A 25,231-nucleotide genomic window follows, 5' to 3' on the forward strand; every position below is an offset into this window, starting at 1 on the left:
CATAGATAATATACTTCTTCAGACCATATGTAAGCATAAAAATCATGAACAATAATACGTATAATATGGGAGGTGCTTTATATGGACGGTCGTGAAAATAAAAAAATAGAACAGTTACAATCCTTTACAAAAGACAATGAAGGAAAAAAGATGACAACAAATACAGGTGTCAAAATTTCAAATGATGAAAACTCTTTAACCGCCGGCGATCGTGGTCCTACACTTTTAGAAGATTTCCTTATGCGAGAAAAACTCGCTCATTTTGACCGCGAACGAATTCCTGAGAGAGTCGTGCACGCCCGCGGTTACGGGGCACATGGTGTCTTTGAACTATATGAATCCTTAGAAGACTTAACAATGGCTCACTTTTTACAAGACCCATCTAAAAAGACGCCTATTTTTATTCGTTTTTCTGAAGTCGCCGGATCAAAAGGGGCGAATGAAACGAACCGAGACGTAAGAGGATTTGCTGTTAAGTTTTATACAGAAGAAGGAAATTTCGATTTAGTTGGCAATAACATTCCGATATTTTTTATTCAAGATGGCATTAAATTTCCAGATCTTATTCATGCTCTTAAACCAGAGCCACATAATGAAATTCCGCAAGGGCAAACAGCACATGATACTTTTTGGGACTTTATCGCCAATAATCAAGAATCAGCTGCAATGATGATGTGGATTATGTCCGATCGTACAATTCCGAGAAGTTTTCGAATGATGCAAGGATTTGGTGTTCATACATTCCGCTTAGTTAATAAACATGGAAAATCTCGTTTCATAAAATTCCACTGGAAACCAAAACTCGGAGTTCATTCGTTAATTTGGGATGAAGCTCAAAAACTTGGCGGCGCTGATCCAGATTACCATCGCCGTGATTTATGGGAAAATATTAATGCTGGAAACTATCCTGAGTATGAACTTGGTATTCAAATTTTAGAAGAAGAGGACGAATTTAAATACGATTTCGATATATTAGATGCAACGAAAATTTGGCCGGAAGAAGACTTCCCTGTTAAAATCATCGGAAAAATGACGTTAAATCGGAACGTTGATAACGTATTTGCGGAAACAGAACAAGTCGCACTGCACCCTGGAAGTATCGTCCGCGGTATTGATTTTACAAATGATCCCCTCTTACAAGGTAGACTCTTTTCTTATACAGATACGCAATTAGCCCGCGTCGGTACAAACTATCAAGAGTTACCGATTAACCGCCCGGTATGTCCTTTTCATAACAACCAAAGAGATGGTGCGTCTAAATATATAATTGATAAAGGAAAAGTCGCTTACCATAATAACTCTTTAGCAAATAACTCTCCCTTTACTGTACCTGGTACGAAAGGCGGTTTCGTTACATACCCTTCTACTGTTTCTGGACATAAAACAAGAGAAACAGCCGCTAGTTTTAAAGACCATTTCTCACAAGCCCGTTTATTTTGGAATAGTATGAGCCACGTCGAAAAAATCCATATTATGCAGGCCTTCTCCTTTGAATTAGGAAAAGTAAAAAGTAAATCAGTTCGCCAACAAGTCGTAGGTATGATTGGTCATATAAGTACAGAATTAGCTACTTTAGTAGCTGAAGCAGTTGGAGCAACAGTACCAAATGTTCAAGAATCAAATGTTACAAAATCCTCACCTGCACTAAGTATGGCAAATACAACATTCAGCCCAAATACATTACGAGTAGGAGTCATTGTCGCAAACGGATATGACAGTCAAAACTCACAATATATTATAAATCAATTCAAACAAGCCGGCCTTCAGCCAGTTATTATTTCCGAACAATTAGGTTTTGTGCAAGGCTCTCAAAATGGACAGTGGGATGTAAATGATACTTTCTTAACAGGATCACCGCTTCTTTATGATGGGCTACTTCTTATTGGCGGAAATATTAATGATCATTTTCTTAACAAGGCAAGTTCATTTGTCGTAGAATCGTATAATCACTTTAAGCCAATTGGCGCTTTCCAAAATGGAACTACTATTATTCAATCTTTAAACATCGAAGGAAAACCTGGCGTTATAACAGAACAAAACCCTACCTTACTTGCGAATGAATTTATTCAGGCAATGACAAAACAGCGATTTTGGGAAAGAGCCTATTAAAATGCATGAGGAGGATACATCATGTTCGTTACAGTTGAAAAAGATGTACACATTTTTGTTGAGGATATTAACCCAGGCCCTGGAAGTAAACCTGTCTTCTTCTTTCATGGCTGGCCTTTAAATCATCAAATGTACCAATATCAATTTAATATCTTACCACAACATGGTTTCCGCTGCATCGCCATGGATATACGAGGAAACGGACAGTCTGATAAACCATGGACTGGTTACACTTATGATCGTTTAGCTGATGATATCGCAATTGTATTAGAAGCACTTCAAATAGAAAATGCTACGTTAGTTGGTTTCTCAGTCGGCGGTGCTCTTTCTATTCGATACATGTCACGATATAACGGTCGCCGTATTTCTAAACTTGCATTAATTGATGCCGTCTCCCCCTCTTTTGTAAAAAAACAACAATCCCCTTACGGCGTACCGAAAGAGCAAGCAGATGCCCTGATTGCTCAAATGTATGCGAATTTACCTAAATTTCTTAATGATGTATCTTTATCATTTTTTAATAGAAACTTAGGAGCTGCCACGTTAGAATGGTTTTCTTATCTCGGTATGCAGTCCGCTTCTTATGCTCTCATCAAAATTTTGCAAGCTGCTGCAAACGAAGGACTTAAGTAAAATTAACGTCCCAACAAAAATATTCCACCGTGTTCACGATCAACTCATCCCTTACAAAAGTGCTGAGCTAATAAAAGAGCGAATTAAAAGCTCCGAAATATACCCTCTTACAAATAGCGGTCATGGCTCTCCAATCGATCAAGCGGATGAATTAAATAAGGAACTAATAAAATTTTTAAATTCATAGTTCCTTTACAGTAAAAAAAGAATTTGCCCTGACGGCAAATTCTTTTTTTCTAACTACCTTTTTCTATCGATTTAGAAGACACCGGAATGAACAATGATTTATCTATTTCCTTCTTTTCCTGTCTTTGTTCATATGGCTCTTTCTTTGTCTTTTTATACATAGAATATAGACTGCTACCGTTCTCTTTCTTTATCCCTTTAATCATCATATGTAAAACGAATATAGAAACCGTAAAAAATAGTAGTGGCGCAATGACAATCCATGGCGCTGTTAACAATTCATTTTTGTTTAGCCCAATTAAACCGGCCCATTCATTCGTAAGTGAGAATGCCTTCTTAGTGTCATAATCTACACCTCGTCCGCCAATTAAAATTTCAAAAAACGCTAAGTGAATTAATAACGTAAATAATTGAACAAACTGCTGTAAAAAAAGAACAATAAGAATATCTTTTAAATACAACCATATATGCTTTCTAATAATACGAAACTTTGAAGCACCTAATATTTTCGAAGTTGTAACAAACTCATTTTTCATAAATAAATTGATTTCTTGATTCACGTAAAGAATAACAGCTGGTAACAGAGCAAAACAAAGAACAGTAAACTGCTTTATAATAATATCCATATTAAATCCATTTAGTTCACTGTGTACCATGATTGGAAACATCCACAAAATTGCCCATAACACTGTCGGAATAAAAAAATACACTTTACATACTTTTTGAAAGAAACTTTGGACTATAGATGGTGTATGTGCCAATGCTACACCTAATATAGTACCTAGAAAAACTTGTACAACACATAAGCCAAATACGAACAAAATCGTAAACTTTGCACCTACTAGTAATTGAAAAAATAAATTAAAGCCGTTACGATCTGAACCGAGTGGTGGTATTACAAGCGGACTAAACGGAGCTACTGCAATCACATCCCCATTCGCATCTTTCATCCAGATTGTCTTACTCGTATATAAATCTTTACCAAACCACGTAATAAGATAACTAATTACAACAATACCTACAAAATAAAGGACACCACATAAAAAACGTTTGGAGCGAATGTTTCTATATGTCATGAGAAGCCCCTCCTGTAATACGATTCACTCGGTAATGTATAATAGCAAATAGAATATAGAATGGAACAAATAATAAAAGAATCCACCATGCCATCGTTAGAGGATTTAAAGCGCCTGCCTTTACTAAGAAAGACATATACCCATGAATATTAAAAGCTGCCTCTACCATTAAAAGGCTTGAAATCATGAACAAAAAAAGCGGCTGTAAGTGATTTAACAGATGGTACATAATATTACGTAATAAATGAACATACAGTATATATTTATTACTAAACCCTTTTGCACGAGCAAATTCCACATAAGGCTTATTCTTCTCTTCCATTAAAAATAAAACGATAATACGGAAAAAATGAAGAGTTGGAACGATAGTCATACAAAGAATAGGTAAGAAATAGGCACGTTCATCATTAAACGCATAAATAGTAACGAAGCGATATCCTGTCTGTTTATAAATCCATACAACAAATAATTGTAAACTAAAAATTAATAATAAATCTGGAACTGATTCTATTAAAATTAAACAACTCTCAATCCACTTTTTAATTTTAGCAGAAACTAATAAGTACAAGAATGAAAGCCCAATTGAAAGGACAATTGTTAAACAAGTAGCAATAAAAAGAATGGACATAGAATACGTATAAGGTTCAATAATACCTTCAAAAAAAGGAACCGATCGCATAGAGGTTACATTAATATGCATAATATCCTTTGGAGAAGCTAATTTTTGTAAATATGTAATAAAGTCCAACTTATTTCCTAGAAACAAATAGAATGGTAAGTAACTCACAGTAAGAATAACTGCGATACTAATGATAAATTCTGTTATTTTCTCGCCCCAAAAACTTTTCAATATCCCACCTCTTTTTTTAAAATTACCACATTTTTATTATAACTGATTTTTCTGACTTTTTTAATAGATATCCAAATAAAAAACTCTCTTAGCAATGTAAAAGAGTTTTTTACGTATTAAACAAATTGTCCAATTATATACTAGATAAAGTATACATTCCGCCACACTAAAATAATCCGAGGGCTCTATTCATATAATTTCAAAGAGAATGAAAAATTCACACACTTCTCACAAATCAATAAATAAAACAATCACATTATCATTTATACTAAATATACAAGTAATACTCCCTAACCCCAGCTTGTCTGGTTACCCCGTTAAATATTATGAAAAAAAGAACTTGTATCGTATACAAGTTCTTTTTTGTCGCCTATTTAAATAATATTTCCTTACTATATTGCTTTCCGATGAGTAAGTCATATTGAATAAACTCATATTGCTTTAGCATTTCTTTTTGTTTTTCTGTCAAACTTTTTATTGCTTCTCCGTCTTTTCCTATCTTCAATTCATCACGAAGTACGGGAATTTCCTCATATAACTTCGATAAAAATTGATAGAACGGTACCTTATTTAATCCAGCATAATCAAAGACAAGATTTGAAAAATAGATTGGACTTACTAAACCTAAATTGTCATTTGGTATATCAAAATTTGCATACATTAATAACGGCGTTTGTGCCATCGCTAATCGTTCACTTGGCGTTTTTTCATTTGTTATATAACCAGTCTCTTTATAAAGAGATTTATTTGTTCCTAGCGATGGGAGATGATCGCCAAAGAATACTAGTAATGTAGGTCTATCTAAATTATCTAGTTGCTCTATTAAATATTGAAGTGCTTCATCTGAACGTCTTAAACCTTCTGTATATGTCTCTAATTCGGCCTTCGACTCTTCATTTTCTAATCCACTAATTTCTATTTTATTTCCGCCAAATCTTCCCTCTGTAAATGGAAAATGATTTTGCATCGTAACGGCATAAACAAACGTAGGTTTCTTTTGCTTCTCTAATTCAGCTATTATCTCTTTACTCATAGATAAATCGCTAATATAATCTCCATCAACTTCTACATCTTCCATCGTATCTTGCGCATTAAATTTGTCAAAGCCTAACACTTTATATACATCATCCCGTTTAAAGAATGAGCGACCGAACGAATGAATTGCACTTGTGTAATACCCTTCTTTTTTTAACTCTCGAGTAATAGATGGAATTTCTTTCTTATTTGTAACAACTTGCTGATACGGTATAGAACCTGGCTTTAACAAACTCATTGAATAGCTCGTTAACGCCTCGAATTCAACGTTTGCTGTATTTCCCCCAAATGTAGGAGAAATAGTTTGTCCACCTGGAAAACCCTCTATATAATGATGTAAATTAGGTAAAGGGTCTTCACTAAAGGAAAGATCAGTTAACTTCGTTGGATCCCAAAACGATTCACTCATTACAAAAATAATATTCGGTTTCTCTTTTTGTTTCTGCTTTCCTATATTACTACTATATTTTTTCTTTATATCGTTTGCTATTTGAAGCATATTTTCTTCTGAATAATCTTTTGGTTTTTCAATAACTGTTGTATCTAAATTACTAATAAACCCCAGCACAAAACCATTTGAGGAATAATTTTCATTTTGATTCCACAAAATGAAATCTACACCCGATTTTTGAAACACTTTATTCATAAACGTATTCGTAAAATTACCGTACGCATATAAAACGAAAACAGATCCCACTACTAATAAAACTCTTATTCCTGGATGAATCTTTACATTTTGAATATATTTTCTAATATACATCCCTGCTATAATACAAGCTACAATACTTACGATAACGCCTAAAATATAACTCCAACTAAAATAGTCCATCACCATCGGTATAACAGATTTCATATGTGTAATTTGTGTGAAATCAGAAGGATATAGCGGATCTCCTCTAAAAATAAGCTTCAAATAGTTTACGATACCTAAAATGATTAACGTGCAGCTCGTTAAAATAACACTTAGAAAAATCTTTCCTAGTAAGTTATACACAAGAATATATATTGCATATATTACTACACAGCTTAATATAAACCGCATATTATAATAGTAAATCCAATTCATCGCTCCTAAGAAGTCCATTTTAACTTGTATCACAATATAAAATAAAGCTACTGTATGAGCTACTAAAAATAATATAAAATGCACTCGAAAGGACGCTCTAAGTATAGACGTCTCTTTTTTATTGGAATGCGTAAAATATAATGTTGTACCACATATTAAAATCATCATGACGCTTAAAATAAGATTTTGATTTAAACGGTCTTTAATCATGCCTAAATTAAAAATCTTTAAAATCATAAATAGCATAGTTGTTACTAGTAAGGTCATCATGCCACTTAACATGGTAGAAATTAACATATTTCTTCTCGGAAGATGATAAAGTGTGGAACCATACTTCACTTCATTCCCTCTTTTCTATCTATTAATTTCACCCCGCATCGTAAAAATACTTTCTATAAAAATAACATATAACGTGTATTTCGTCTTCCAACTTGCTTTTACTATAAATATATTTTCTTAATTATCCCTTAACTATCAGTTAAATTTTGGAATTTAGACTATGAAGTATTGAAAAATCAAATTACTACGCTCCACTTTATGATATAATAACTATGTTTTGGAAAACCTTAATACTATTAGGGTTTTATCATGAAAATAAGAAACAATTAATAAAAAAGGAGCTGCTCATTTTTGTTAAATAAGTTTAAAAATTTGCCTAAAGCGGTATATGTAATTTTGGCGCTTTCTTTCCTGTTGCATGTTTTTTGTCTAGTAAAACAGCCAGGATTAAATGGAGAGGTAGTCAAAGTAACATATGGTGCATATGATGCGTTCAACTATTCGTTAACAGCTGAACAGCTATTAAAACACGGTGTCTTTGGATATGTTTATTTGGAGCCTAGTGAAGTTCCTGGAAAAAATGCATACATCACACCAGGTCAGCCGCTATTATTAGCTGGCGCTATGATTATTTCTGATGTTACATCACTTCCTTACTATTACGTGGCAACTGTCATTAATATGATACTGAACCTCGGCACGGTTTTATTAGTATTCTTAATTGGAAAAGAATTATTTGAAAAGAATATTTATGGAATTGTCGCAAGTATTTTATATGCTATTTATCCAAGTAACTATACATACTTCCGTACGTTATTAACCGAAGTTCCTTCAATATTCTTATTAACGTTAAGTGTATATGTATTTGTTCTCGCATGGAAATATAATAAAGTGAAATTCCATATATGGTTCGGAATTGTCGTTTCCATTTTACTTATGTTCCGTCCAAATCCAGCTCCAATGATGCTCATTCCTGTTCTTGTCGTCTTGTTCACATATGGATTTAAAGACTCAATTCGAATTGGATTATTATGGCTCATTGGCCCGTTCTTTATTATCGGTGCCTGGGTTGTTCGTAACTATTTAGCGTTCAATCAATTTATCTTATTCTCAACCCAAGGTGCGGACCCATTAATTGCCGGTGCAGATCCATTTAACAAAATTGGCTATGAAAATGTAGTTAACCAAATGAAAGCCCAGGGCTTAGAGGATAAAAATGCATACGCAAAAGATTTAATCAAAAATGGATTTAAAACGGACTTCACATATTGGTTCTCGTGGTTCACTGTTGGTAAAACAATTGAATTATTCAAAACAGCTCCTGCTGTAGACCAATACCATATTCATAAATTTATGCAAATGTGTCATAAAGTCTTCATCATAGGCACATTCTTGAGCAGTTTCTGCTGCATGCTAAATTCATTTAAACATAAACGCGTTATGATGCTAGTAGCAAGTTCTGTTATTTACATCATCTTCTCAAACTTATTCTTAGCAATTAATCGCTACGGATTTTTCATTAACCCTCTTATGTGCTTAATTCTTGCATATGGGTTAGTTTACGCTGTGCAGAAGCTTCCATTTTTCCGCACTAGCCAAGCATAACAAAAAAGAGGTCGTCCAAAGATGGACGACCTCTTTTTTATTTATCCAACACTTTGAACGCGACCAATTTGTCCATCTTGTAATCGAACTTTAATTCCGTACGTATGTGTTTCCGTGTTTGTTAAAATATCCTTCACAACACCGCTCACAGTTTTACTATAATCTTTATCTAATTGGATAACTACATGGGAACCGACCGAAATTTGTGATCTTGTCGGCTTCCCACCGGTTGCTTGTGTTGTTTTTTCTTGTTTCTGTGTTCTCTCTTGTTGTGCAGACTGTTGTTGCTGAGCCTTCTGTTGCTCTTCTTGCTTACGCTTCTCTTCCTCTACTCTTTGTTGTTCTTCTTGCTTACGTTTTTCTTCCTCTACTCTTTGTTGTTCTTCCTGCTTACGTTTTTCTTCCTCTACTTTTTGCTGTTCTTCTTGCTTACGCTTTTCTTCCTCTACTCTTTGTTGTTCTTCCTGCTTACGTTTTTCTTCCTCTACTTTTTGCTGTTCTTCTTGCTTACGCTTTTCTTCTACCTTCTTATCTTCTTCAACTTTCTTCTCATCTATTTTCTGTTCTTCCGCTGCTTTCAGTTTTTCCTCTTCATCTTTACAAGCTGTTAAAACAACTACACATAAGCTCATAAGTAAAAATAATAATAATTTCTTTAACATTAAAAAATCCTCCTATATATACATTACAAATAATGACCTTTAATAGAATAGCAAATATGTATGAACTCCCTTGTCGCAATTTGTCGTATGTATTGAATTTTCCATGTAACACTACATGCTACAATTTGAAAAAGGAGGTTTTCGATATGAATACACCTACATTCTCATTTTCCAAAATCATTTTCCTCATTATTTATTTCATGCTATATATTCCATTCTTCATTCGAATTATTTCTCACAAGCCGTTAGAATTTGGATTGTTTTCTCATATTCTTATCCTCTTTTCCTTTTTAGCAATTACCATTTTAAATTACAAAAAGAAGCAGACGATCTTTACAATAATTTTCGCAAGTGCAATTTTACTTGTCGGCACGCGTTTCGGAAAACTATTATTATAGAAAAGAACCTGCCAATGCGACAGGTTCTTTTTGTTACTTATTTCTGAAAGGGAAAAAATGATGAAATGATTAGCATGTTTACTATACAAGAGGAAGCATCCATATTTTCCATATGATGCTCACGATTAGTATAAGTACAAAATCAAAAAAATCTAATCTCGGACCCTTTTTCATGTTCATATCTAACCACATATGAATCCATTTCATTTCTTTGTATTTATGAATATTTTTCTTTGCAAATCGGTAAATGAGCACTTGCATGATGAAAAATCCGGCTACGCAAATACATAATAAAATGAGAAATCCAATCACGAAATTCCTCCCTATTTTTGCAGCGTTTTTTCTACGATATGGTTCCTCAACACCCACTCCTCAAACTGAGCACTTCCAAATTCCCAGCTCAAATCACGAGCATGTACAGAAAAAACATAATAACCGGCATATTCGTCCATAAACATTCCCGCCTCTACACCATCTTTCTGAATACCGTATGCTCCAAAATTAAAATACACATCCCATACGTCTTCATGCTTCCTCTTATAAGCAATCGATTCCATATCACATTCAGTTCCGAAATAATCAAGATGTAAATGTACACTATCATCGTATTCATAATCCATTTTATCACCCCTTATATTTTTACTTCTTTACTACCCAAAAAATTCCTGCTATATATACTCACATATGGGCACTTACCTACATATTATGCTTGTAGATTGACTTCTAGGAGGTGTCATATAGTGAAAAAATTAATAACCGTTTTTTGCATCATGTTACTAGCTGTTTTCACATTCGTTGCTTGTAGTAGTACAAAGGAAAGTACGAAAGAACAAGCTCAAAAAATTCGCGTTGGCGAAGTCACCCACTCTCTTTTCTACGCACCATTATATGTTGGAATTGAAAAAGGATTTTTTAAAGATGAAGGTTTAAATATTGACTTACAAACAACCGCTGGCGGAGATAAAACGATGACCACCCTTTTATCCGGCGGAATTGATATTGCTCTCGTTGGTTCAGAAACGTCCATTTATGTTCATCAACAAGGAGCAAAAGACCCTATCATTAACTTTGCGCAGCTTACACAAACAGATGGCACATTTTTAGTTTCACGTAAAAAATTAGACTCTTTTAATTGGAATGACGTGAAAGGTGTTACGTTTTTAGGACAGCGTAAAGGCGGTATGCCACAAATGGTTGGAGAATATGTTTTAAAGAAAAATGGCATTGACCCTCGCAAAGATACGAACTTAATTCAAAATATCGAGTTTGCTAACATTGCAAATGCCTTTGCATCTGGTACAGGAGAATTTGTACAGCTCTTTGAACCGACTGCAAGTATACTTGAAAAAGAAGGAAAAGGTTATATCGTCGCATCTTTCGGGGCTGAATCTGGTACTGTTCCTTATACAACGTTTATGGCAAAAGAAAGTTTCTTAAAGAAAGATAAGGCTGCTGCAGAAAAATTCACGCGCGCACTATATAAAGCGCAGCAATGGGTTGATACACATAGTCCAGAAGAGATTGCCGATGCCGTTTCACCACTATTTAAAAACACTTCAAAAGACATTTCAGTGAAAGTAATTGAGCGCTACAAAAAACAACATTCATATGCGACAAATCCATTATTAGATGATGCAGAATGGAAACAGCTCCAAACGATTATGAAAGAAGCTGGTGAATTACAAAAAGAAGTTCCACATGAAGCGCTCGTCAATACAAAAATTGCCGAAAGCGTTATTAAGAAATAGAGGCGAAGTGTATGAGCTTTTTACAAATACGTAACGTTTCTCACTGCTTTTTTGCAAAAGAAAATGCCAAACTTATTCTTGAAGATATGAGTTTGCAAGTAGAAGAAGGCGAATTTATTTCAATCCTTGGTCCAAGTGGTTGTGGGAAAACAACGCTCCTCTCCATCATCGCAGGGCTACTTGATCCAATTGAAGGCATCGTATTTTTAGATGGTGAACCGATTACAACTAAGACCCCATCTATGGGCTATATGCTCCAGCAAGATTACTTGTTTCCGTGGAAAACAATTGAAGAAAATATTATGCTCGGACTTCATATTCGAAAAATTTATGATGAAAATACGAAAGAACATACATTAAAGCTTTTAAAACAAGTCGGCTTATATGATATAGAACAGCAATACCCTCGTGAACTATCCGGCGGTATGCGCCAACGTGCTGCACTCGTTCGAACATTAGCGACCGATCCAAAAATTTTATTGCTAGATGAACCATTTTCCGCTCTTGATTATCAAACAAAATTAAAACTAGAAGATCTCGTCTTTACATTACTACGTAACTATAAGAAAACATCCCTACTTGTGACACATGATATTGAAGAAGCAATTGCGATGAGTGATCGTATTTATTTGCTGCAGGCGAACCCTGGAAAAATTGCAAAAACGTTCATCGTCCCAGAAAGTATCCGTTCCTTATCGCCGTTAGAAGCACGCCACCACCATGACTTCCCATCCCTCTTCCAAGAAATATGGAAGGAGTTGGAACGACTTGGATAATATAAAACAACTACATGAACAGTTTCGGAAAAAAGAAAGACAACATGCATGGTTAGCTCGCTCTTTACAACTTGTACTTCTTGTTCTTTTCTTTGCACTATGGGAAATAGCTAGTAAAAAAGAATGGATTGATCCTTTACTCTTTAGCTCTCCTTCAAGTATTTGGGATCTCTTCTTAACGAAATGGATTGACGGTTCACTTTGGATTCACATATGGACGACATTACTTGAAACCGGAGTAGGTTTTATTCTCGGAACTGTACTCGGAGCTATTATTGCTACTTTCCTTTGGTGGATGCCACTTTTAGCTCGCGTACTTGATCCTTATCTCGTCGTCCTAAATGCAATGCCAAAAGTTGCACTCGGTCCAATCATCATTGTTATTTTCGGTCCAAATATTTCATCCTCTATCGCAATGGGGGTAATCATCTCCATCATCATTACTATTCTCGTTATTTACAGCGCATTTCAAGAAGTCGATTCCAACTATATTAAGGTCATGGACACATTTGGCGCAAATAAATGGCAATGCTATAAGCACGTTATTCTCCCTTCATCTTTCCCTGCAATTATTTCAACGTTAAAAGTGAATGTTGGCTTATCATGGGTCGGTGTTATTTTCGGGGAACTCCTCGTTTCTAAACAAGGACTTGGCTATTTAATTAGCTATGGATTCCAAGTCTTTAACTTCACACTCGTCTTACTCAGTGTATTGCTCACTTGCGTCCTCGCAACTCTTATGTATGTATTTGTCGAGGCATTTGAAAAACTCCTTATTGGAAAACGAAAAAAAAGCTGACTTAGAGCGATACGCTAGAGTCAGCTTCTTTCTTTTACTTTTTATCACACATTTTCGAATCATCTGTAACATTCCCATTAGCAACCGTAACTGTATGGAAACAATCTTTCACACGCACCGTAACGACATTATCTTTTCGATCAATAATATGATAATCATTAAACTCTTTATTTAATGCACTACGAATTTGCTCTCCTTCAAAAATCGGAAAACCGTGAGACATTACCCAAATGAGACCAGCAACAGCAAGAATCGTTTTCATACGTTTCATTACCTCCTTGAGAGTAAACTTATAGTCCCTACAATATACGCATTATAATTGTGTCTAATTTGTGACGTTTTTATACTAATTCTCTTTTAATGATTCAGTTCCTTCTTCCTTTTTAAAAAAAGACAGAATTTTCAATCTTATCAATATAAAGAAACGCAAAGAACAGAACATCCTCACGTTTTCATTTGATCGAACATAAATCCAATTTTATCGACTTACCAACAAATAATTACCACTAAACTATGACTGCTCTATATCCCTTGAAATATCATATAATCCTGCTAACACTTCCGCTCTCATTTTTACAAGCTCGGGGAATTGATAGAAGAAGGCAATTTTTTTATATTTTAATTCTGTTCCTTCTTTCACCTTTTTTGAATCTTGTAAAATAAACGCTGTAAATGTATCGGCGATATCTTCCGCTACATTTGTCGTTCCATACAGTGAAACAAACTCACCATGCTTTTCCTTAAAAAATTCAATTTGAGTTTCTTCGCTTTCTTCCACTTTCTTTTCTGTCCACTCCTGGTCAATTGGTTTCCAGAACAAATTATAAAATTGATTTATATAAGAGCTCTCCTTCGCACATCCTTCTTGTAAGAAAAGAAATTTACATTTATTTTGGTATGATGAAATATCTTTATCTTCTTCAAAAGCCTTTAAGTATTTTTCATTTACTGGTATTTGTTTATGTCCCAGTGTCAATACGTGAGCCGTCTCATGTATTAATGTTTTCATCACTTGATCGACATTTACTGCAGAATCAAGCGTATCTAAACTAATGGTCCACTCTTTCGGATACTCCCTACTCGGCATAACGTGGGCGACAATTCCGTCGTAACCATCTGTTACCATGTCAAACTCTTTTATGTCAGTGCGATATTTAGCTGGAATAAGCGTGCTATACATCTCCCATAACGATTCATGATAATCCCTATCTTGACGTTGCTTTAATACTTCTTCTTTCGCGTCCTTATCCTCCGCAAAAACCTTATTCAATCGTTTGCGATCTAGTTTATCGAAATAAGGATCTACAATTTCATCACCATCAATATAATAAGAAGCTAAAAAGAAATAATTTTCATCATCCTCTTTTTTCATTTCCGCTTCTTTCATATCATTACTTGAATGTCCTTCTAAATCATAATCCTCTAGTACTTCAAGTTCTGAAAGTCCATCTATCTTTTTATATACTTTTTGAAGCGTCTTATCACCTATTTGTGTGCATTCTTCTGCCGTTTCGCACACATCTTTTTTCTCTCTTTTCGAAGTTTTTTCCGCCATATCACATCCAGCTACTAAGCCAATTGAAAGTATAAAACAAACTAATTTCCCACCATATAGTTCTTTCATTTGAACCTCCGTCGTTACAGTCTACAAAAATATGATAATCATTTTTTCACAAATATGCGATAATTATTTATAAAAACTTTGAGGAGGTTACATATGATTCGTGCGGTGCTATTTGATTTAGATGGGACACTATTAGATCGTCGTCAATCTTTAGTACGATTTATTCACGACCAATACAATCGCTTTTCTCTTCATTTTATAAACATAGAACAAGCCGAGTATTGTTCTCGTTTTCTTGAACTCGATAATAATGGATATACGTGGAAGGATAGAGTATACGATTCTCTTCTTTCTGAATACGGCATTAACACTTTAACAGCAGAGCAACTGCTGCATGACTACATTACAAACTTTCAACATCACTGCATTCCTCTCCCAAACATGCATGAATTACTTCAACGACTAACTCAGCAAAATATAAAAATCGGTATTATTACAAACGGCTTTACTGATTTTCAAATGAACAACCTTCGCGCCTTAAACATACATACGTATACAAATACAATTCTCATTTCAGAAGCAGAAGGAATTAAAAAACCACACCGAGAAATTTTCGAACGAGCTTTGCAAAAGCTAAACGTAAACGCGGAAGAATGTATGTACGTTGGGGATCATCCTGAAAACGATGTGCTTGGTTCTGAACAAGTAGGGATTCTTGGCGTTTGGGCGAGAGATTTATTTTGGGGTGACTTTGAACATTCACGTGTGGTGGATGATTTATTAGAAGTTCTTTCGCTTTTAGAAGTGGAGAATAGCCCATAATGTAAAGATATATTCACACCATTTTTTGGAACAAAAAAGAAACCGGCCATTTTACTTCGTAAAACAGCCGATTTCTTCTATATGTTTCATTGTACGCGCTAATACATCATCGCGCATAATAAAGCTAAATTTTCTATCAGTTTTAATATTATCAGGAATGTCTTTTAATAAAACAGACCCTTTCGTTTCTTCGTAATGCGTATGCTGCTCTACCCCACTAATTGTTGCAAAATAAATGTTTTTAATGATTATTTTGTCTTTTCCGGATACTTTATATTGTCCTAAGTAAGTTAAATCAGAAACTATGCCGCCGGTTTCCTCATGAACTTCTCGAACTGCCGCTTCTTCCGGTGTTTCCCCGAGTTCTACTTTACCACCTGGAAATTCAAGACCGCGGCGTAAATGATGCGTTAATAACCATTGATCCCCGTACCGGCATACAACCCAAACATGCTTTGGCTCAGGAGAAAATGGATAACGTTCAAACGATAATTGTACAGTGTTGTGGTAATAATCTTTAAATTTGTACATGCCATTACTCCCCTATTGATGGTTACAAGTTTTTCCTACCACAAATTGTAGCATATTCTCGCTTTTCTGCATAATATTATCCAATTACAATCCATTGATTATTCCCATTTGCGCGACTAATTCTTTTGTTTCATGATTCCCTAGATCATAAATCATTTTATATGCTTTTTGTAGTTGTTCATCATATCGATCATTATTCGAATCGTGATGATACTCAACGAATGGAACGTGGGAACGTACATACGAACCTAAGTCCTCTTCATACGCTTGATCAAAATACTCTCTTAACTCCGTAATCTCTTCGTCATTTGCATAAATTTCAAAATTATACGTATCCGCCGTCTTCACTTGTGAAATTTGACCATTTCCAACTGATATATAATATGTTTTTTTATTCTCCATGTAACACCCTTCTTTCATCCTTTTAATTTCTATTGTTTTCATTAATTACAAAATTATGTAAAATAAAGAAAAGGAGGGATTTCATGCTCAAAATATTAATTATCGGCATTATAATCGTACTGATCATATTAGTACTCTCCGTCATGACAATTAATAAAGGCTATGCATATAAACATTCCGTTGATAAACCAGAAGATAACCCTTATACAAAAAACAGTAAGGAGAATTCATAATATGCTTCGCATACTACGCTTACTAATTGCGTTCATTGTAATAATCATATCCACAATTGGTTTACTAACAGGTCAAAATAACTTTCTACCACTTTCACAATTTCTATTAGGAGCTTTAATGTTTCTCATCTCAATTGAGCAAATAAAAAAGAAGGATTCAGGAACCGGATTTATTTGTATTGTTGCTGGTTCTTTCTTGTGGATTGTTCTTATCATTACATACATAAGATAGCAGGAGAGTGACTTCATGCTAAAAGGATTAAGGATTTTTCTCATGCTTTTTATGCTTCTCATACTCTCTCTTTGCACTTATTCTTTTATTACTGATAATTTCACACTTCTCCCATACATACAATTTACTCTCAGTTGTTTCTTTATTCTTCTAGGAATTAATGAACTGAAATCCGGACGAAAATCAATGAGTATTCCGTATTTTTTCGTTTCTATTCTTATGTTCTTCGTTTTAATATCGATCTACTTTCGCTAAAGGTAACATGTACTTTTAATCACCTACTGACTATTATCTTTCACCAATTTGGCTTTTTCGAACAGGTAATAAATTTGAGGACAATCTAAAAAACAAAAAAGGTGGAGAATAGTATGCTAAAAACATTTCGCATTATATCCGCTCTTATCGTCATCGCTCTCGCTCTATCCGGAATGTTTACAAATCCGCTTGTTATTATGCCCTATATGCTTATTGCCTTATCTATTATGACTTTCATCATGAGCGCAGAAGAAAAAAAGAAACAAAAGAAAGTAAATAGTACACTCTCTTTCTTTTCTGGTGTATTCACTTTAATCGTTGCCATTGTAATTATTTTCTCTCGATAACAACACTTCTACTAAGGAGGATACCATGCTAACAAACCTTCGAATCTTAATATCTACTATCGCTTGTATCCTTGCTTTGTTTAGTCTTTTTGCACAATTTTCTATGCTCTTCCCCTATGTATTCCTTCTTTTAAGTGTAACGCTTATTCTTTTAGGTATCGATGAAATACAGCAAAATAGAAAACAGAAAGCATTCTTTTGTTTCCTCGTTTCTGCGTTAATTTTATTTATTTTGGGACACAATCTATTTACATGACCAAATAACCGATAGTATTCAATCCGCGATACAAAAAGCAAAATTGAAAGATGAACCTGTGGAAAGTAAGACTGATATTGCATCGAGCGTATCAGAAAATGAATTATTTACATTTAAACATCAAGCATAAAAAAGAAAAACTGCCCTTTCACAGGCAGTTTTTTCCTTCTATCCAAACACTTTCTCAAGTTCTTCTTTATCTTGGCTTAACCAGAAGTTCATTAAGCGTTTTGCTCCTTCTAAATCGTGAAGCTTCGCTTGGCCACACTGTGTTTCATTTGCAGCTGGAATTTCTGTAATTTGAACCGCATCTTTTAATGTTAGTTCTAATAAATCAATGATTTCACGAACTGTTGGTGTCCCGCTTACAACAAGATAATATCCTGTTTGACAACCCATCGGTGAAATATCGATAATATCAAAATGCGGATAACGATCAATATATTTACGTAAATTAAATGCTAATAAATGTTCTAACGTATGAATCACATCTGGTTTCATCGTTTGTTTGTTCGGTTGGCAAAAACGAATATCAAATTTATTTACAATACCGTCACTACCTACAATGTGAACTCCGCAATGTCTTACATAAGGCGCCTTTACAATCGTATGGTCTAATTCAAAGCTTTCTACTGATGGCATACAACATCTCTCCCGCTTTTAATTTAATTCCGTTATATCCAATATGATATAACGGAATTTCGTATTAGTAAAGAATTATGTACGGTCGTGCTATAATACTTTAAGACTATGCTGAAAAGGAGACCATTATGAAACAGATTTTTATCGGTATTATACGCTTTTATCAAAAGTTCATTTCTCCAATGACACCGCCAACATGTCGCTTTCATCCAACTTGCTCTCATTATGGATTAGAATCATTTCAAAAACATGGTGCGCTCAAAGGTTTTTGGCTTACATGTAAGCGTATATTAAAATGTCATCCTTTCCATCCAGGAGGATTTGATCCTGTCCCAGATAAAAAGGATGACAAAGTAAATTCTTAATTGGCGTAACCATTCACAACTAGATCTAATTTTCCAGTGTCAGGGTCTATAACAAGACCGTGAACAGGTACTTCTTCAGGAAGTAACGGATGGTTGCGAAGTACCGAAACACTATGTTCTACACTTTCTTCTACGCTAGAGAATCCTCGTAAAAACTTTTCTAAATCGATTCCAGAATAGCGAAGTGTATCTAATTTCTCCCCTGTTACACCACGTTCTTTCATTTTTTCAATTGTACTACTCGCTTGAATTTTTGCCATCCCACAATCATGATGACCAACGATACATACTTCATCAGCACCAAGCTCATATACAGCAACTAAAACACTACGTACAATACTACCAAATGGATGTGAAATAACAGCACCTGCTACTTTAATAATTTTCACATCACCGTTACGCATATTCATTGCTTTCGGTAATAATTCAACAAGACGAGTATCCATACAAGAAATAATTACCATTTTTTTATTTGGAAATTTTCCTGTTTCATACTCTTCGTATTTTTTCTCTTCAACGAACTTTTCATTGTATTGTAAAATCTCTTCTAATGACTTCATAGTAAAAACCCTCTTTTCTCTCATTTACACTACATAGATAGTGTACCAAAATATGAAAAACTCAAAAAGGATATTGTTTTATTATAAAAGCAATATATTTTCAGATAACCGACATAATTCTTTCAAAATATACACACAGCTTTGTAACAAGTCACACATACTTTACCCCTATTCTCACTATAAACTAACTGTAGATAATGTAAAAAGGAGTGAATATTTATTATGTCCGACGTTCTGTTACTGAGTCGTTTTCAATTTGCAATTACTATTTTTTATCACTTTTTATTTGTACCTTTGACAATCGGACTTGTTATTTTAGTAGCATGTATGGAAACTCAATACGCCCGCACATTGAATCCAACATACCGCAAAATGGCAAATTTCTGGGGTAAATTATTTACAATTAACTTCGTAATGGGGATTATAACCGGGATTACGATGGAATTCCAATTTGGAACAAACTGGTCTGAGTACTCCAAATATATGGGAGATATTTTCGGATCACCTCTCGCAATCGAAGCACTCGTTGCATTCTTCTTAGAATCTACTTTCATGGGAATATGGTTATTCGGTAAAGACAAAATCTCACCAAAGTTCCGTGCTTTCTGTATGTGGATGGTTGCACTTGGAACAAATATTTCTGCCCTTTGGATTATTACAGCAAACGGATTTATGCAAAATCCTGTTGGCTACGTAGTACGTAACGGCCGTGCTGAATTAAATGATTTCTGGGCACTTGTTACAAATCCATATGCTTGGAACATGTTCTTCCATACTGTAATTGGTTGTTATATTGTCGGTGCTTTCTTCGTTATGGCAATTAGTGCCTATCATTTACTACGTAAAAATGAAGTAGAATTCTTCAAAAAGTCATTTAAGTTTGGTTTAATGTTAGGATTATTCGCAGCAACTATTACACCTTTTATGGGACACCAATCTGGTGTATCAGCAGCTAAATATCAACCAGCAAAAGGGGCTGCAATGGAAGCTGTTTGGGAAACTGGAAAAGGACAAGGCTTCTCAATCATTCAAATTCCTGATGTAAAAAATGAAAAGAACTTTGAATTCCTTACTATTCCAAAACTCGGCAGTTTCTTCTATACAAATTCATTTGATGGAGAAATTGTTGGTTTAAAAGATATTCCGAAAGAAGATCGTCCAAACGTTAACCTCGTGTATTATAGCTTCCGCTTAATGGTTGCACTTGGCATGTTCTTTATGGCATTAACTTGGTTCGGTTTCTATTTAAACCGAAAAGGAAAACTAGAAAACTCAAAACGCTATTTAAAAATTACAATGTGGTCTGTCTTACTTCCTTATATTGCAATTAACGCTGGTTGGATTGTTGCTGAAGTAGGTCGTCAACCATGGACAGTATATAAACTGATGCGTACAGCAGAATCTGTATCACCTATATCAGTTCCACAAATTTGGTTCTCATTAATTAGTTTAATATTGTTCTACACTCTACTCTTAATTGCAGACGTATACTTAATGCTGAAGTTCGCGAAAAAAGGACCAGCTGCATTAGAAGAACCTGCTACTGAAGGAGGTACAGCTCATGTCTCATGATATGCTTGCAGTCATCTGGTTCGGTTTATGGGGCGTAATTTGGACAGTTTACTTCATTCTTGATGGCTACGCACTCGGTAACGGGATGATTTTCCCATTCGTTGCGAAAGACCGACAAGAACGAAATCAATTACAAGAAGCTATTGGTCCGTTCTGGGGTGGTAATGAAGTATGGTTAATTACAGCTGGTGGCGCAACATTCGCTGCCTTCCCAATCACATATGCAAATATGTTTAGTTACCTGTATACACCACTATTTTTAGTATTACTGGCACTATTTGCTCGTGCCGCTGGACTTGAATTTATGCATAAAGACGATTCACCAATTTGGCAAAAAACTTGTAAATGGGCATTTACAAGTGGTAGTTTCCTAATCGCCTTCTTATTCGGTGTTACATTCGCTAACCTGTATTACGGACTGCAAATCGGAAAAGATGGTTATGAAGGAACTTTACTTAGCTTACTAAACCATTATGGTATTTTAGGTGGTCTTTTCTTCACTGCTATATTCGTCGTATCTGGTGCCCTTTGGATTATGATTAAAACAACTGGCGAAGTATCTGATCGTGCTTATAAAATCGCAAGACCATTTTCAATGGCAGCTGCTATCATTTTAGCTATCTTCTATGTCGCAACTGCAAATCGTACAAATTTATTCCAAAACTTTACGGAATATCCTGTACTATTCATTCTTCCAGTACTTGCAATGTTAATGAGTGTACTCGCACTTATTATGGTGTACAAACATAAAATCGGCCTTGCATTCACATTCGTTTGCTTAACAATCGCAATGTTTATGACAACTGGTTTTGCAGGTATGTTCCCTAGAATGCTACCATCACGTATTAACGACGCATACAGTACAACGTTATATAACGCAGCCGGTAGTGAATTAAACTTAAAAATTATGTTCTTCGTTGCAATAGTCATGGTACCGATCGTTATCGGTTACCAACTTTGGAGCTACAGCATATTTAAAAATAAAATTCATAAAGACTCTGCTAAAGGGTATCACTAAAATGAAAAAGACACTTCGAGCGAAGTGTCTTTTTTACTTATACGTATGATTTTCGATAAGATGTTACATTTCTAATCTAACAACTATGATAAAGAAGAATCACTAACAGCTCAATTGTATCACAGGGCAAACACATCAATTTATGCAATTTTACATATAAAAATTATAACGTAGATTGAATTACTTGGTCATACACATCGCTATCGCTTACATCTGCCGTACTAATACCACTGAATGTCCTCACATTTAGTCCGGTATTTGAAGATCCTGATCCGTTATAAGCTTTCGTTTTTTCAATTGGATGTACGTTATATTTATCACCTAAGTTAATTGTCCCGTTACAGTTTTCAATAATAACCCCTTCAACAATAGCTGGCATTTTATCACCTACTTTCATTTCGTTACTTCCAGTGTATGAAAAATGCCTATAAAAATAGCTTATTTATATGAGAAAAAGCACTCAGAAGAGTGCTTTTTCTCATATCATGAATGGCAAGTTTGGAGACAGTTGACTTCTTCAAAATTTTATTAGGGGTAATATTTTGAAAAAGAAAGCCTTTCATATGTAGCTTATCACCACTGGAATATATAGTAAATTGATAATCTTTATACGGAAGATTGCTAATGTTTAGTATAGATAGTTTCCACTACTTTAATAGTGGAAACTATCTATACTAAACATTAAAAAGGTACCTTTCAAGAAGACACCCTTTCCCCTGTTTATATATAACCCATCCCACTTTTCGTAAACACACACTAGAAAACAGAATCATTAATCGTTACAAGATTGTTAGATACAAAAAGAGTAGAGGCTAATGTTTGTATACAATTCTGCTTTATAGAGTGTACCCACAATTTATATTTTAATCCTCTTTCATTAAAAAGGAACAAAATATGCAAAATTACATATTTCAAAGAAAAAGACACTCTACAGAGTGCCCTCTAAACCATTTTACTTTTAATATCTCGCCTTGAATATATTTTACCATATTTATCTATAGTATTTATTGAGAAAATTCCAAATCCTTATTTTTTAATTAAACAATTATAAAATCATGTAATATAGAAAGTATTACAAAACATTATAAAAATTGAGGTGTACAACATTTATGTTTTTCGGAATCATTCCTCTTATATTGTTTATTATTTTTCTTATCTCTTACTTAAAAGATCCACGAAAAATAATAAATGGCTTTTTATTTAATGCCTTTTTCTGTTCATTTCTATTATTTTGTGCAATCGTCTCGTTTGCATCTGGTAATAACGCTTTACATTTTATCGTTATTATTCCTATGATAGCACTAATTTTAATGATACCTTTTGCTATAGTCGCTTTAATGTTTGGGCTATTTCTTAATGCGAGAATCTTGATGAAGCGTGAAGGAAGACGCTTTACAAACTCTTTAACTTTAATTGCAGCTTTAGGGATTTTATTCTTTATGCTACTCCCTATCATAAATCCAGCAAGTTTAGTCTCAACACACTTTCAATTTATTTTTGCTGCCATTTCTCTTATAACTATGTATTTCTTTATACATTTATCTAACTTCTTAAGTGCTTATTTTCTATACCAATTCAATAGACCAAGACGTAATCAAGATTTCATCATCGTTCTTGGCAGCGGCTTAATTAACGATAAAGTACCGCCGTTACTTGCAAGTCGTATTAATAAAGCAATCGACTTCTATTGGAAACAAGCAGCTGTTACTACACCGCCAACAATCATTTTCTCTGGTGGACAAGGTCCAGATGAAAACCTTCCAGAAGCAGAAGCAATGCAAAATTATGCTGTTGAAAAAGGAATTCCTTTTGAACATACCTTACAAGAAAATCGCTCTGTAAACACATATCAAAATATGTTGTTTTCTAAAGAAATTATGGATTCATTAAAGCCTGAAGGTAAGTATAAAAGTATCTTTACAACGAATAATTTCCATCTTTTCCGAGCTGGTATATATGCAAAACAAGCCAGTCTGAATAGCCAAGGAATCGGATCAAAAACAGCATTTTATTACTGGCCTAACGCAATGATTCGCGAATATGTTGCAATCGTCGTTATGGGACGTAAACGACATATGAAAGTGTGCGGAACTATTTTAGGATTCTCTTTATTCCTAACAGTAGTTAGTTTTATATTTTCTTAACAACCTCCCATCCTTTGAAAGGATGGGATTTCTTTTACGAATTCCAAAAATATTTTAATGGTAATATGGTGATAATATTTCCTGCATACATCCATTAAAGGAGAATTTTTTCAAATAAAATGTTAAAATGAAATTTAGATGTGAATTATGTAACAAATAAGAAACTAGTTTGAAACGAGGAAATTATATGGAGAAAATTATGAAAAACAAGCCCAATAAGCTGAAAATCGCTTTAAAAGCTTTGATGATTATTATTGGGGCATTTATCACAGCGTACGGATTAGAAGCCGTATTAATTCCAAACAACGTATCAGACGGTGGTGTAACTGGTTTAAGTATCGTTAGTTCAAGATTATTCGGGTTACCATTAGGACTTCTAATCGCAGTCGTTAACATCCCTTTCGTTTGGTTAGGATATAAACAAATCGGTAAAAGCTTTGCAATTTATTCTATTATCGGGATTGCTTCGCTAGCAGTAGGTACCGTTCTCATGCACGGAGTACCAACAATTATTGAGGGCGATACACTTTTAATTACTGTTGTTGGTGGTATTATTATCGGTTTTGGTATGGGACTCGCATTACGTAACGGCGGGGCATTAGATGGAATCGATATGCTAGCCGTATTACTTTCTCGAAAGTTACCATTTGGAACAAGTGACCTTATTTTATTCTTAAATATGTTTGTCTTTATTTTTGTCTCAACAGTATTTGGTCTTCAAGGAGCTATCCTTTCGGCGATTGCTTACTTTATCGCTTCTAAAGTGATTCATATTGTTGAAGTAGGTTTAAGTGGTTCTAAAACGTTTAAAATCATTACAAAAGAGCCTGAATTAATAGTAGAAACAATTCGTGATCGTTTAGGCCGAAGCGCAACATACAATGAAGTTTACGGCGGTTATTCAAGAGAGAAATTTAAAGAAATCTCTTGTGTAATTAACCGTTTAGAAGAAAGTAAAATGAAAGAACTTATTCATGAAATCGATCCTAATGCCTTTATTACAGTTTATGACGTAGCTGAAGTAAAAGGCGGTAATTTCAAGAAGCATGATATTCATTAATAGTTA

29 protein-coding genes and 1 pseudogene are annotated in these 25,231 nt (G+C 34.4%); 17 read left to right on the top strand and 13 right to left on the bottom strand.

The window, feature by feature from the left end; all coding sequences use genetic code 11:
• The first annotated feature begins 81 nt into the window (after positions 1-81).
• Both MR071_RS09720 and MR071_RS09725 read left to right on the top strand, forming a co-directional pair.
• Complete coding sequence (locus MR071_RS09720; RefSeq protein WP_242235838.1) at positions 82-2,109, top strand: catalase; 2,028 nt, start codon at positions 82-84, stop codon at positions 2,107-2,109.
• Between the two features lie 21 nt (positions 2,110-2,130).
• Positions 2,131-2,929, top strand: a pseudogene (locus tag MR071_RS09725) (alpha/beta fold hydrolase).
• A gap of 49 nt (positions 2,930-2,978) precedes the next feature.
• Here MR071_RS09725 and MR071_RS09730 read toward each other — a convergent pair.
• From MR071_RS09730 to MR071_RS09740, 3 genes are all read right to left on the bottom strand, one after another.
• On the bottom strand, positions 2,979-4,004 hold the full coding sequence (locus tag MR071_RS09730) for an ABC transporter permease subunit (RefSeq protein WP_105585948.1): 1,026 nt from the start codon (positions 4,002-4,004) through the stop codon (positions 2,979-2,981).
• Complete coding sequence (locus MR071_RS09735) at positions 3,994-4,854, bottom strand: ABC transporter permease subunit (RefSeq protein ID WP_105585947.1); 861 nt, start codon at positions 4,852-4,854, stop codon at positions 3,994-3,996. The genes MR071_RS09730 and MR071_RS09735 overlap by 11 nt, the downstream gene beginning before the upstream one ends.
• 370 nt (positions 4,855-5,224) lie before the next feature.
• Complete coding sequence (locus MR071_RS09740) at positions 5,225-7,294, bottom strand: LTA synthase family protein (RefSeq protein WP_242235840.1); 2,070 nt, start codon at positions 7,292-7,294, stop codon at positions 5,225-5,227.
• 291 nt (positions 7,295-7,585) lie between these two features.
• Here MR071_RS09740 and MR071_RS09745 point away from each other — a divergent pair, with 291 nt between their 5' ends.
• Positions 7,586-8,839, top strand: a complete 1,254-nt coding sequence (locus MR071_RS09745) for a glycosyltransferase family 39 protein (RefSeq protein ID WP_002015720.1) — start codon at positions 7,586-7,588, stop codon at positions 8,837-8,839.
• 41 nt (positions 8,840-8,880) lie between these two features.
• Here MR071_RS09745 and MR071_RS09750 read toward each other — a convergent pair whose 3' ends face one another.
• The gene (locus MR071_RS09750; protein ID WP_242235843.1) at positions 8,881-9,501 is read right to left on the bottom strand and encodes a YwbE family protein; all 621 of its coding nucleotides are present in this window, start codon (positions 9,499-9,501) and stop codon (positions 8,881-8,883) included.
• 146 nt (positions 9,502-9,647) lie between these two features.
• Between MR071_RS09750 and MR071_RS09755 the strand changes: the two genes are divergently transcribed.
• Complete coding sequence (locus MR071_RS09755; RefSeq protein WP_242235845.1) at positions 9,648-9,899, top strand: hypothetical protein; 252 nt, start codon at positions 9,648-9,650, stop codon at positions 9,897-9,899.
• Between the two features lie 81 nt (positions 9,900-9,980).
• Here the strand turns inward: MR071_RS09755 and MR071_RS09760 are convergent, their stop codons facing one another.
• Positions 9,981-10,211, bottom strand: a complete 231-nt coding sequence (locus tag MR071_RS09760) for a hypothetical protein (protein WP_105585943.1) — start codon at positions 10,209-10,211, stop codon at positions 9,981-9,983.
• Positions 10,212-10,222: 11 nt separating this feature from the next.
• The gene (locus MR071_RS09765) at positions 10,223-10,519 is read right to left on the bottom strand and encodes a DUF3986 family protein (protein ID WP_105585942.1); all 297 of its coding nucleotides are present in this window, start codon (positions 10,517-10,519) and stop codon (positions 10,223-10,225) included.
• 120 nt (positions 10,520-10,639) lie between these two features.
• On the opposite strand from MR071_RS09765, the gene MR071_RS09770 reads away from it, so the two are divergent.
• From MR071_RS09770 to MR071_RS09780, 3 genes are read left to right on the top strand one after another with little or no spacing between them, the layout of a single operon-like run.
• Entirely contained in the window at positions 10,640-11,647 is a 1,008-nt protein-coding gene (locus MR071_RS09770) for an ABC transporter substrate-binding protein (RefSeq protein WP_242235847.1), read from the top strand.
• An 11-nt stretch (positions 11,648-11,658) separates the two neighbouring features.
• A complete protein-coding gene (locus tag MR071_RS09775) occupies positions 11,659-12,423 on the top strand; it encodes an ABC transporter ATP-binding protein (RefSeq protein ID WP_105585940.1) in 765 nt (254 codons plus the stop codon).
• Positions 12,416-13,222 (top strand): ABC transporter permease, encoded by an 807-nt coding sequence (locus MR071_RS09780; protein WP_105585939.1) that lies wholly within the window; start codon positions 12,416-12,418, stop codon positions 13,220-13,222. The genes MR071_RS09775 and MR071_RS09780 overlap by 8 nt, the downstream gene beginning before the upstream one ends.
• 34 nt (positions 13,223-13,256) lie before the next feature.
• Here the strand turns inward: MR071_RS09780 and MR071_RS09785 are convergent, their stop codons facing one another.
• Together MR071_RS09785 and MR071_RS09790 are read right to left on the bottom strand one after the other, a co-directional pair.
• Complete coding sequence (locus MR071_RS09785) at positions 13,257-13,484, bottom strand: hypothetical protein (protein WP_105585938.1); 228 nt, start codon at positions 13,482-13,484, stop codon at positions 13,257-13,259.
• 249 nt (positions 13,485-13,733) lie between these two features.
• Positions 13,734-14,846, bottom strand: a complete 1,113-nt coding sequence (locus tag MR071_RS09790; protein ID WP_242235849.1) for a recombinase family protein — start codon at positions 14,844-14,846, stop codon at positions 13,734-13,736.
• Positions 14,847-14,939: 93 nt separating this feature from the next.
• On the opposite strand from MR071_RS09790, the gene MR071_RS09795 reads away from it, so the two are divergent.
• Positions 14,940-15,608, top strand: a complete 669-nt coding sequence (locus MR071_RS09795) for an HAD family hydrolase (protein WP_105585936.1) — start codon at positions 14,940-14,942, stop codon at positions 15,606-15,608.
• A gap of 51 nt (positions 15,609-15,659) precedes the next feature.
• On the opposite strand, the gene mutTA is transcribed toward MR071_RS09795, so the two are convergent.
• Complete coding sequence (gene mutTA / locus MR071_RS09800) at positions 15,660-16,139, bottom strand: antimutator 8-oxo-(dGTP/GTP)ase (protein WP_105585935.1); 480 nt, start codon at positions 16,137-16,139, stop codon at positions 15,660-15,662.
• An 84-nt stretch (positions 16,140-16,223) separates the two neighbouring features.
• Positions 16,224-16,541: a hypothetical protein gene (locus MR071_RS09805; protein WP_002089150.1), complete on the bottom strand. Its 318-nt coding sequence runs from the start codon at positions 16,539-16,541 to the stop codon at positions 16,224-16,226.
• An 83-nt stretch (positions 16,542-16,624) separates the two neighbouring features.
• On the opposite strand from MR071_RS09805, the gene ytzI reads away from it, so the two are divergent.
• From ytzI to MR071_RS09825, 4 genes are all read left to right on the top strand, one after another.
• On the top strand, positions 16,625-16,774 hold the full coding sequence (gene ytzI, locus MR071_RS09810) for a YtzI protein (RefSeq protein WP_142395840.1): 150 nt from the start codon (positions 16,625-16,627) through the stop codon (positions 16,772-16,774).
• A 1-nt stretch (position 16,775) separates the two neighbouring features.
• Positions 16,776-17,006, top strand: coding sequence for a DUF3953 domain-containing protein (locus MR071_RS09815; protein ID WP_105585933.1), 231 nt, complete (start codon positions 16,776-16,778; stop codon positions 17,004-17,006).
• 368 nt (positions 17,007-17,374) lie between these two features.
• A complete protein-coding gene (locus tag MR071_RS09820) occupies positions 17,375-17,608 on the top strand; it encodes a DUF3953 domain-containing protein (RefSeq protein ID WP_105585931.1) in 234 nt (77 codons plus the stop codon).
• Between the two features lie 103 nt (positions 17,609-17,711).
• The gene (locus MR071_RS09825) at positions 17,712-17,864 is read left to right on the top strand and encodes a DUF3953 domain-containing protein (RefSeq protein ID WP_472926929.1); all 153 of its coding nucleotides are present in this window, start codon (positions 17,712-17,714) and stop codon (positions 17,862-17,864) included.
• A 168-nt stretch (positions 17,865-18,032) separates the two neighbouring features.
• Here MR071_RS09825 and luxS read toward each other — a convergent pair whose 3' ends face one another.
• Positions 18,033-18,506: an S-ribosylhomocysteine lyase LuxS gene (gene luxS / locus MR071_RS09830; RefSeq protein ID WP_105585929.1), complete on the bottom strand. Its 474-nt coding sequence runs from the start codon at positions 18,504-18,506 to the stop codon at positions 18,033-18,035.
• 128 nt (positions 18,507-18,634) lie between these two features.
• Here luxS and yidD point away from each other — a divergent pair, with 128 nt between their 5' ends.
• Complete coding sequence (gene yidD / locus MR071_RS09835; protein ID WP_085312588.1) at positions 18,635-18,871, top strand: membrane protein insertion efficiency factor YidD; 237 nt, start codon at positions 18,635-18,637, stop codon at positions 18,869-18,871.
• Here yidD and MR071_RS09840 read toward each other — a convergent pair.
• Entirely contained in the window at positions 18,868-19,431 is a 564-nt protein-coding gene (locus MR071_RS09840; RefSeq protein WP_105585928.1) for a beta-class carbonic anhydrase, read from the bottom strand. The genes yidD and MR071_RS09840 overlap by 4 nt on opposite strands.
• 222 nt (positions 19,432-19,653) lie before the next feature.
• Between MR071_RS09840 and cydA the strand changes: the two genes are divergently transcribed.
• Positions 19,654-21,003, top strand: a complete 1,350-nt coding sequence (cydA, locus tag MR071_RS09845) for a cytochrome ubiquinol oxidase subunit I (protein ID WP_002112462.1) — start codon at positions 19,654-19,656, stop codon at positions 21,001-21,003.
• A complete protein-coding gene (gene cydB, locus MR071_RS09850) occupies positions 20,993-22,021 on the top strand; it encodes a cytochrome d ubiquinol oxidase subunit II (RefSeq protein ID WP_105585927.1) in 1,029 nt (342 codons plus the stop codon). The genes cydA and cydB overlap by 11 nt, the downstream gene beginning before the upstream one ends.
• A 163-nt stretch (positions 22,022-22,184) precedes the next feature.
• Here cydB and MR071_RS09855 read toward each other — a convergent pair whose 3' ends face one another.
• Positions 22,185-22,418 (bottom strand): spore germination protein, encoded by a 234-nt coding sequence (locus MR071_RS09855; RefSeq protein ID WP_105585926.1) that lies wholly within the window; start codon positions 22,416-22,418, stop codon positions 22,185-22,187.
• Between the two features lie 712 nt (positions 22,419-23,130).
• On the opposite strand from MR071_RS09855, the gene MR071_RS09860 reads away from it, so the two are divergent.
• A complete protein-coding gene (locus tag MR071_RS09860) occupies positions 23,131-24,165 on the top strand; it encodes a YdcF family protein (protein ID WP_105585925.1) in 1,035 nt (344 codons plus the stop codon).
• A gap of 187 nt (positions 24,166-24,352) precedes the next feature.
• Positions 24,353-25,225, top strand: coding sequence for a YitT family protein (locus tag MR071_RS09865; protein ID WP_105585924.1), 873 nt, complete (start codon positions 24,353-24,355; stop codon positions 25,223-25,225).
• Positions 25,226-25,231 lie beyond the last annotated feature (6 nt).

It is taken from the genome of Bacillus cereus group sp. BfR-BA-01316, assembly GCF_022664195.1.
In the GTDB taxonomy this organism is placed as follows: Bacteria; Bacillota; Bacilli; order Bacillales; family Bacillaceae_G; genus Bacillus_A.

Excerpts from the sequence above, each read along its gene's own strand:
- MR071_RS09720 (WP_242235838.1), top strand. The coding sequence starts at position 82 with ATGGACGGTCGTGAAAATAAAAAAATAGAACAGTTACAATCCTTTACA.
- MR071_RS09730 (WP_105585948.1), bottom strand. The coding sequence starts at position 4,004 with ATGACATATAGAAACATTCGCTCCAAACGTTTTTTATGTGGTGTCCTT.
- MR071_RS09750 (WP_242235843.1), bottom strand. The coding sequence starts at position 9,501 with ATGTTAAAGAAATTATTATTATTTTTACTTATGAGCTTATGTGTAGTT.
- MR071_RS09755 (WP_242235845.1), top strand. The coding sequence starts at position 9,648 with ATGAATACACCTACATTCTCATTTTCCAAAATCATTTTCCTCATTATT.
- MR071_RS09765 (WP_105585942.1), bottom strand. The coding sequence starts at position 10,519 with ATGGATTATGAATACGATGATAGTGTACATTTACATCTTGATTATTTC.
- MR071_RS09775 (WP_105585940.1), top strand. The coding sequence starts at position 11,659 with ATGAGCTTTTTACAAATACGTAACGTTTCTCACTGCTTTTTTGCAAAA.
- MR071_RS09785 (WP_105585938.1), bottom strand. The coding sequence starts at position 13,484 with ATGAAAACGATTCTTGCTGTTGCTGGTCTCATTTGGGTAATGTCTCAC.
- MR071_RS09790 (WP_242235849.1), bottom strand. The coding sequence starts at position 14,846 with ATGAAAGAACTATATGGTGGGAAATTAGTTTGTTTTATACTTTCAATT.
- MR071_RS09795 (WP_105585936.1), top strand. The coding sequence starts at position 14,940 with ATGATTCGTGCGGTGCTATTTGATTTAGATGGGACACTATTAGATCGT.
- mutTA (WP_105585935.1), bottom strand. The coding sequence starts at position 16,139 with ATGTACAAATTTAAAGATTATTACCACAACACTGTACAATTATCGTTT.
- MR071_RS09805 (WP_002089150.1), bottom strand. The coding sequence starts at position 16,541 with ATGGAGAATAAAAAAACATATTATATATCAGTTGGAAATGGTCAAATT.
- ytzI (WP_142395840.1), top strand. The coding sequence starts at position 16,625 with ATGCTCAAAATATTAATTATCGGCATTATAATCGTACTGATCATATTA.
- MR071_RS09815 (WP_105585933.1), top strand. The coding sequence starts at position 16,776 with ATGCTTCGCATACTACGCTTACTAATTGCGTTCATTGTAATAATCATA.
- MR071_RS09820 (WP_105585931.1), top strand. The coding sequence starts at position 17,375 with ATGCTAAAAACATTTCGCATTATATCCGCTCTTATCGTCATCGCTCTC.
- MR071_RS09825 (WP_472926929.1), top strand. The coding sequence starts at position 17,712 with ATGCTCTTCCCCTATGTATTCCTTCTTTTAAGTGTAACGCTTATTCTT.
- luxS (WP_105585929.1), bottom strand. The coding sequence starts at position 18,506 with ATGCCATCAGTAGAAAGCTTTGAATTAGACCATACGATTGTAAAGGCG.
- yidD (WP_085312588.1), top strand. The coding sequence starts at position 18,635 with ATGAAACAGATTTTTATCGGTATTATACGCTTTTATCAAAAGTTCATT.
- MR071_RS09840 (WP_105585928.1), bottom strand. The coding sequence starts at position 19,431 with ATGAAGTCATTAGAAGAGATTTTACAATACAATGAAAAGTTCGTTGAA.
- cydA (WP_002112462.1), top strand. The coding sequence starts at position 19,654 with ATGTCCGACGTTCTGTTACTGAGTCGTTTTCAATTTGCAATTACTATT.
- cydB (WP_105585927.1), top strand. The coding sequence starts at position 20,993 with ATGTCTCATGATATGCTTGCAGTCATCTGGTTCGGTTTATGGGGCGTA.
- MR071_RS09855 (WP_105585926.1), bottom strand. The coding sequence starts at position 22,418 with ATGAAAGTAGGTGATAAAATGCCAGCTATTGTTGAAGGGGTTATTATT.
- MR071_RS09860 (WP_105585925.1), top strand. The coding sequence starts at position 23,131 with ATGTTTTTCGGAATCATTCCTCTTATATTGTTTATTATTTTTCTTATC.
- MR071_RS09865 (WP_105585924.1), top strand. The coding sequence starts at position 24,353 with ATGGAGAAAATTATGAAAAACAAGCCCAATAAGCTGAAAATCGCTTTA.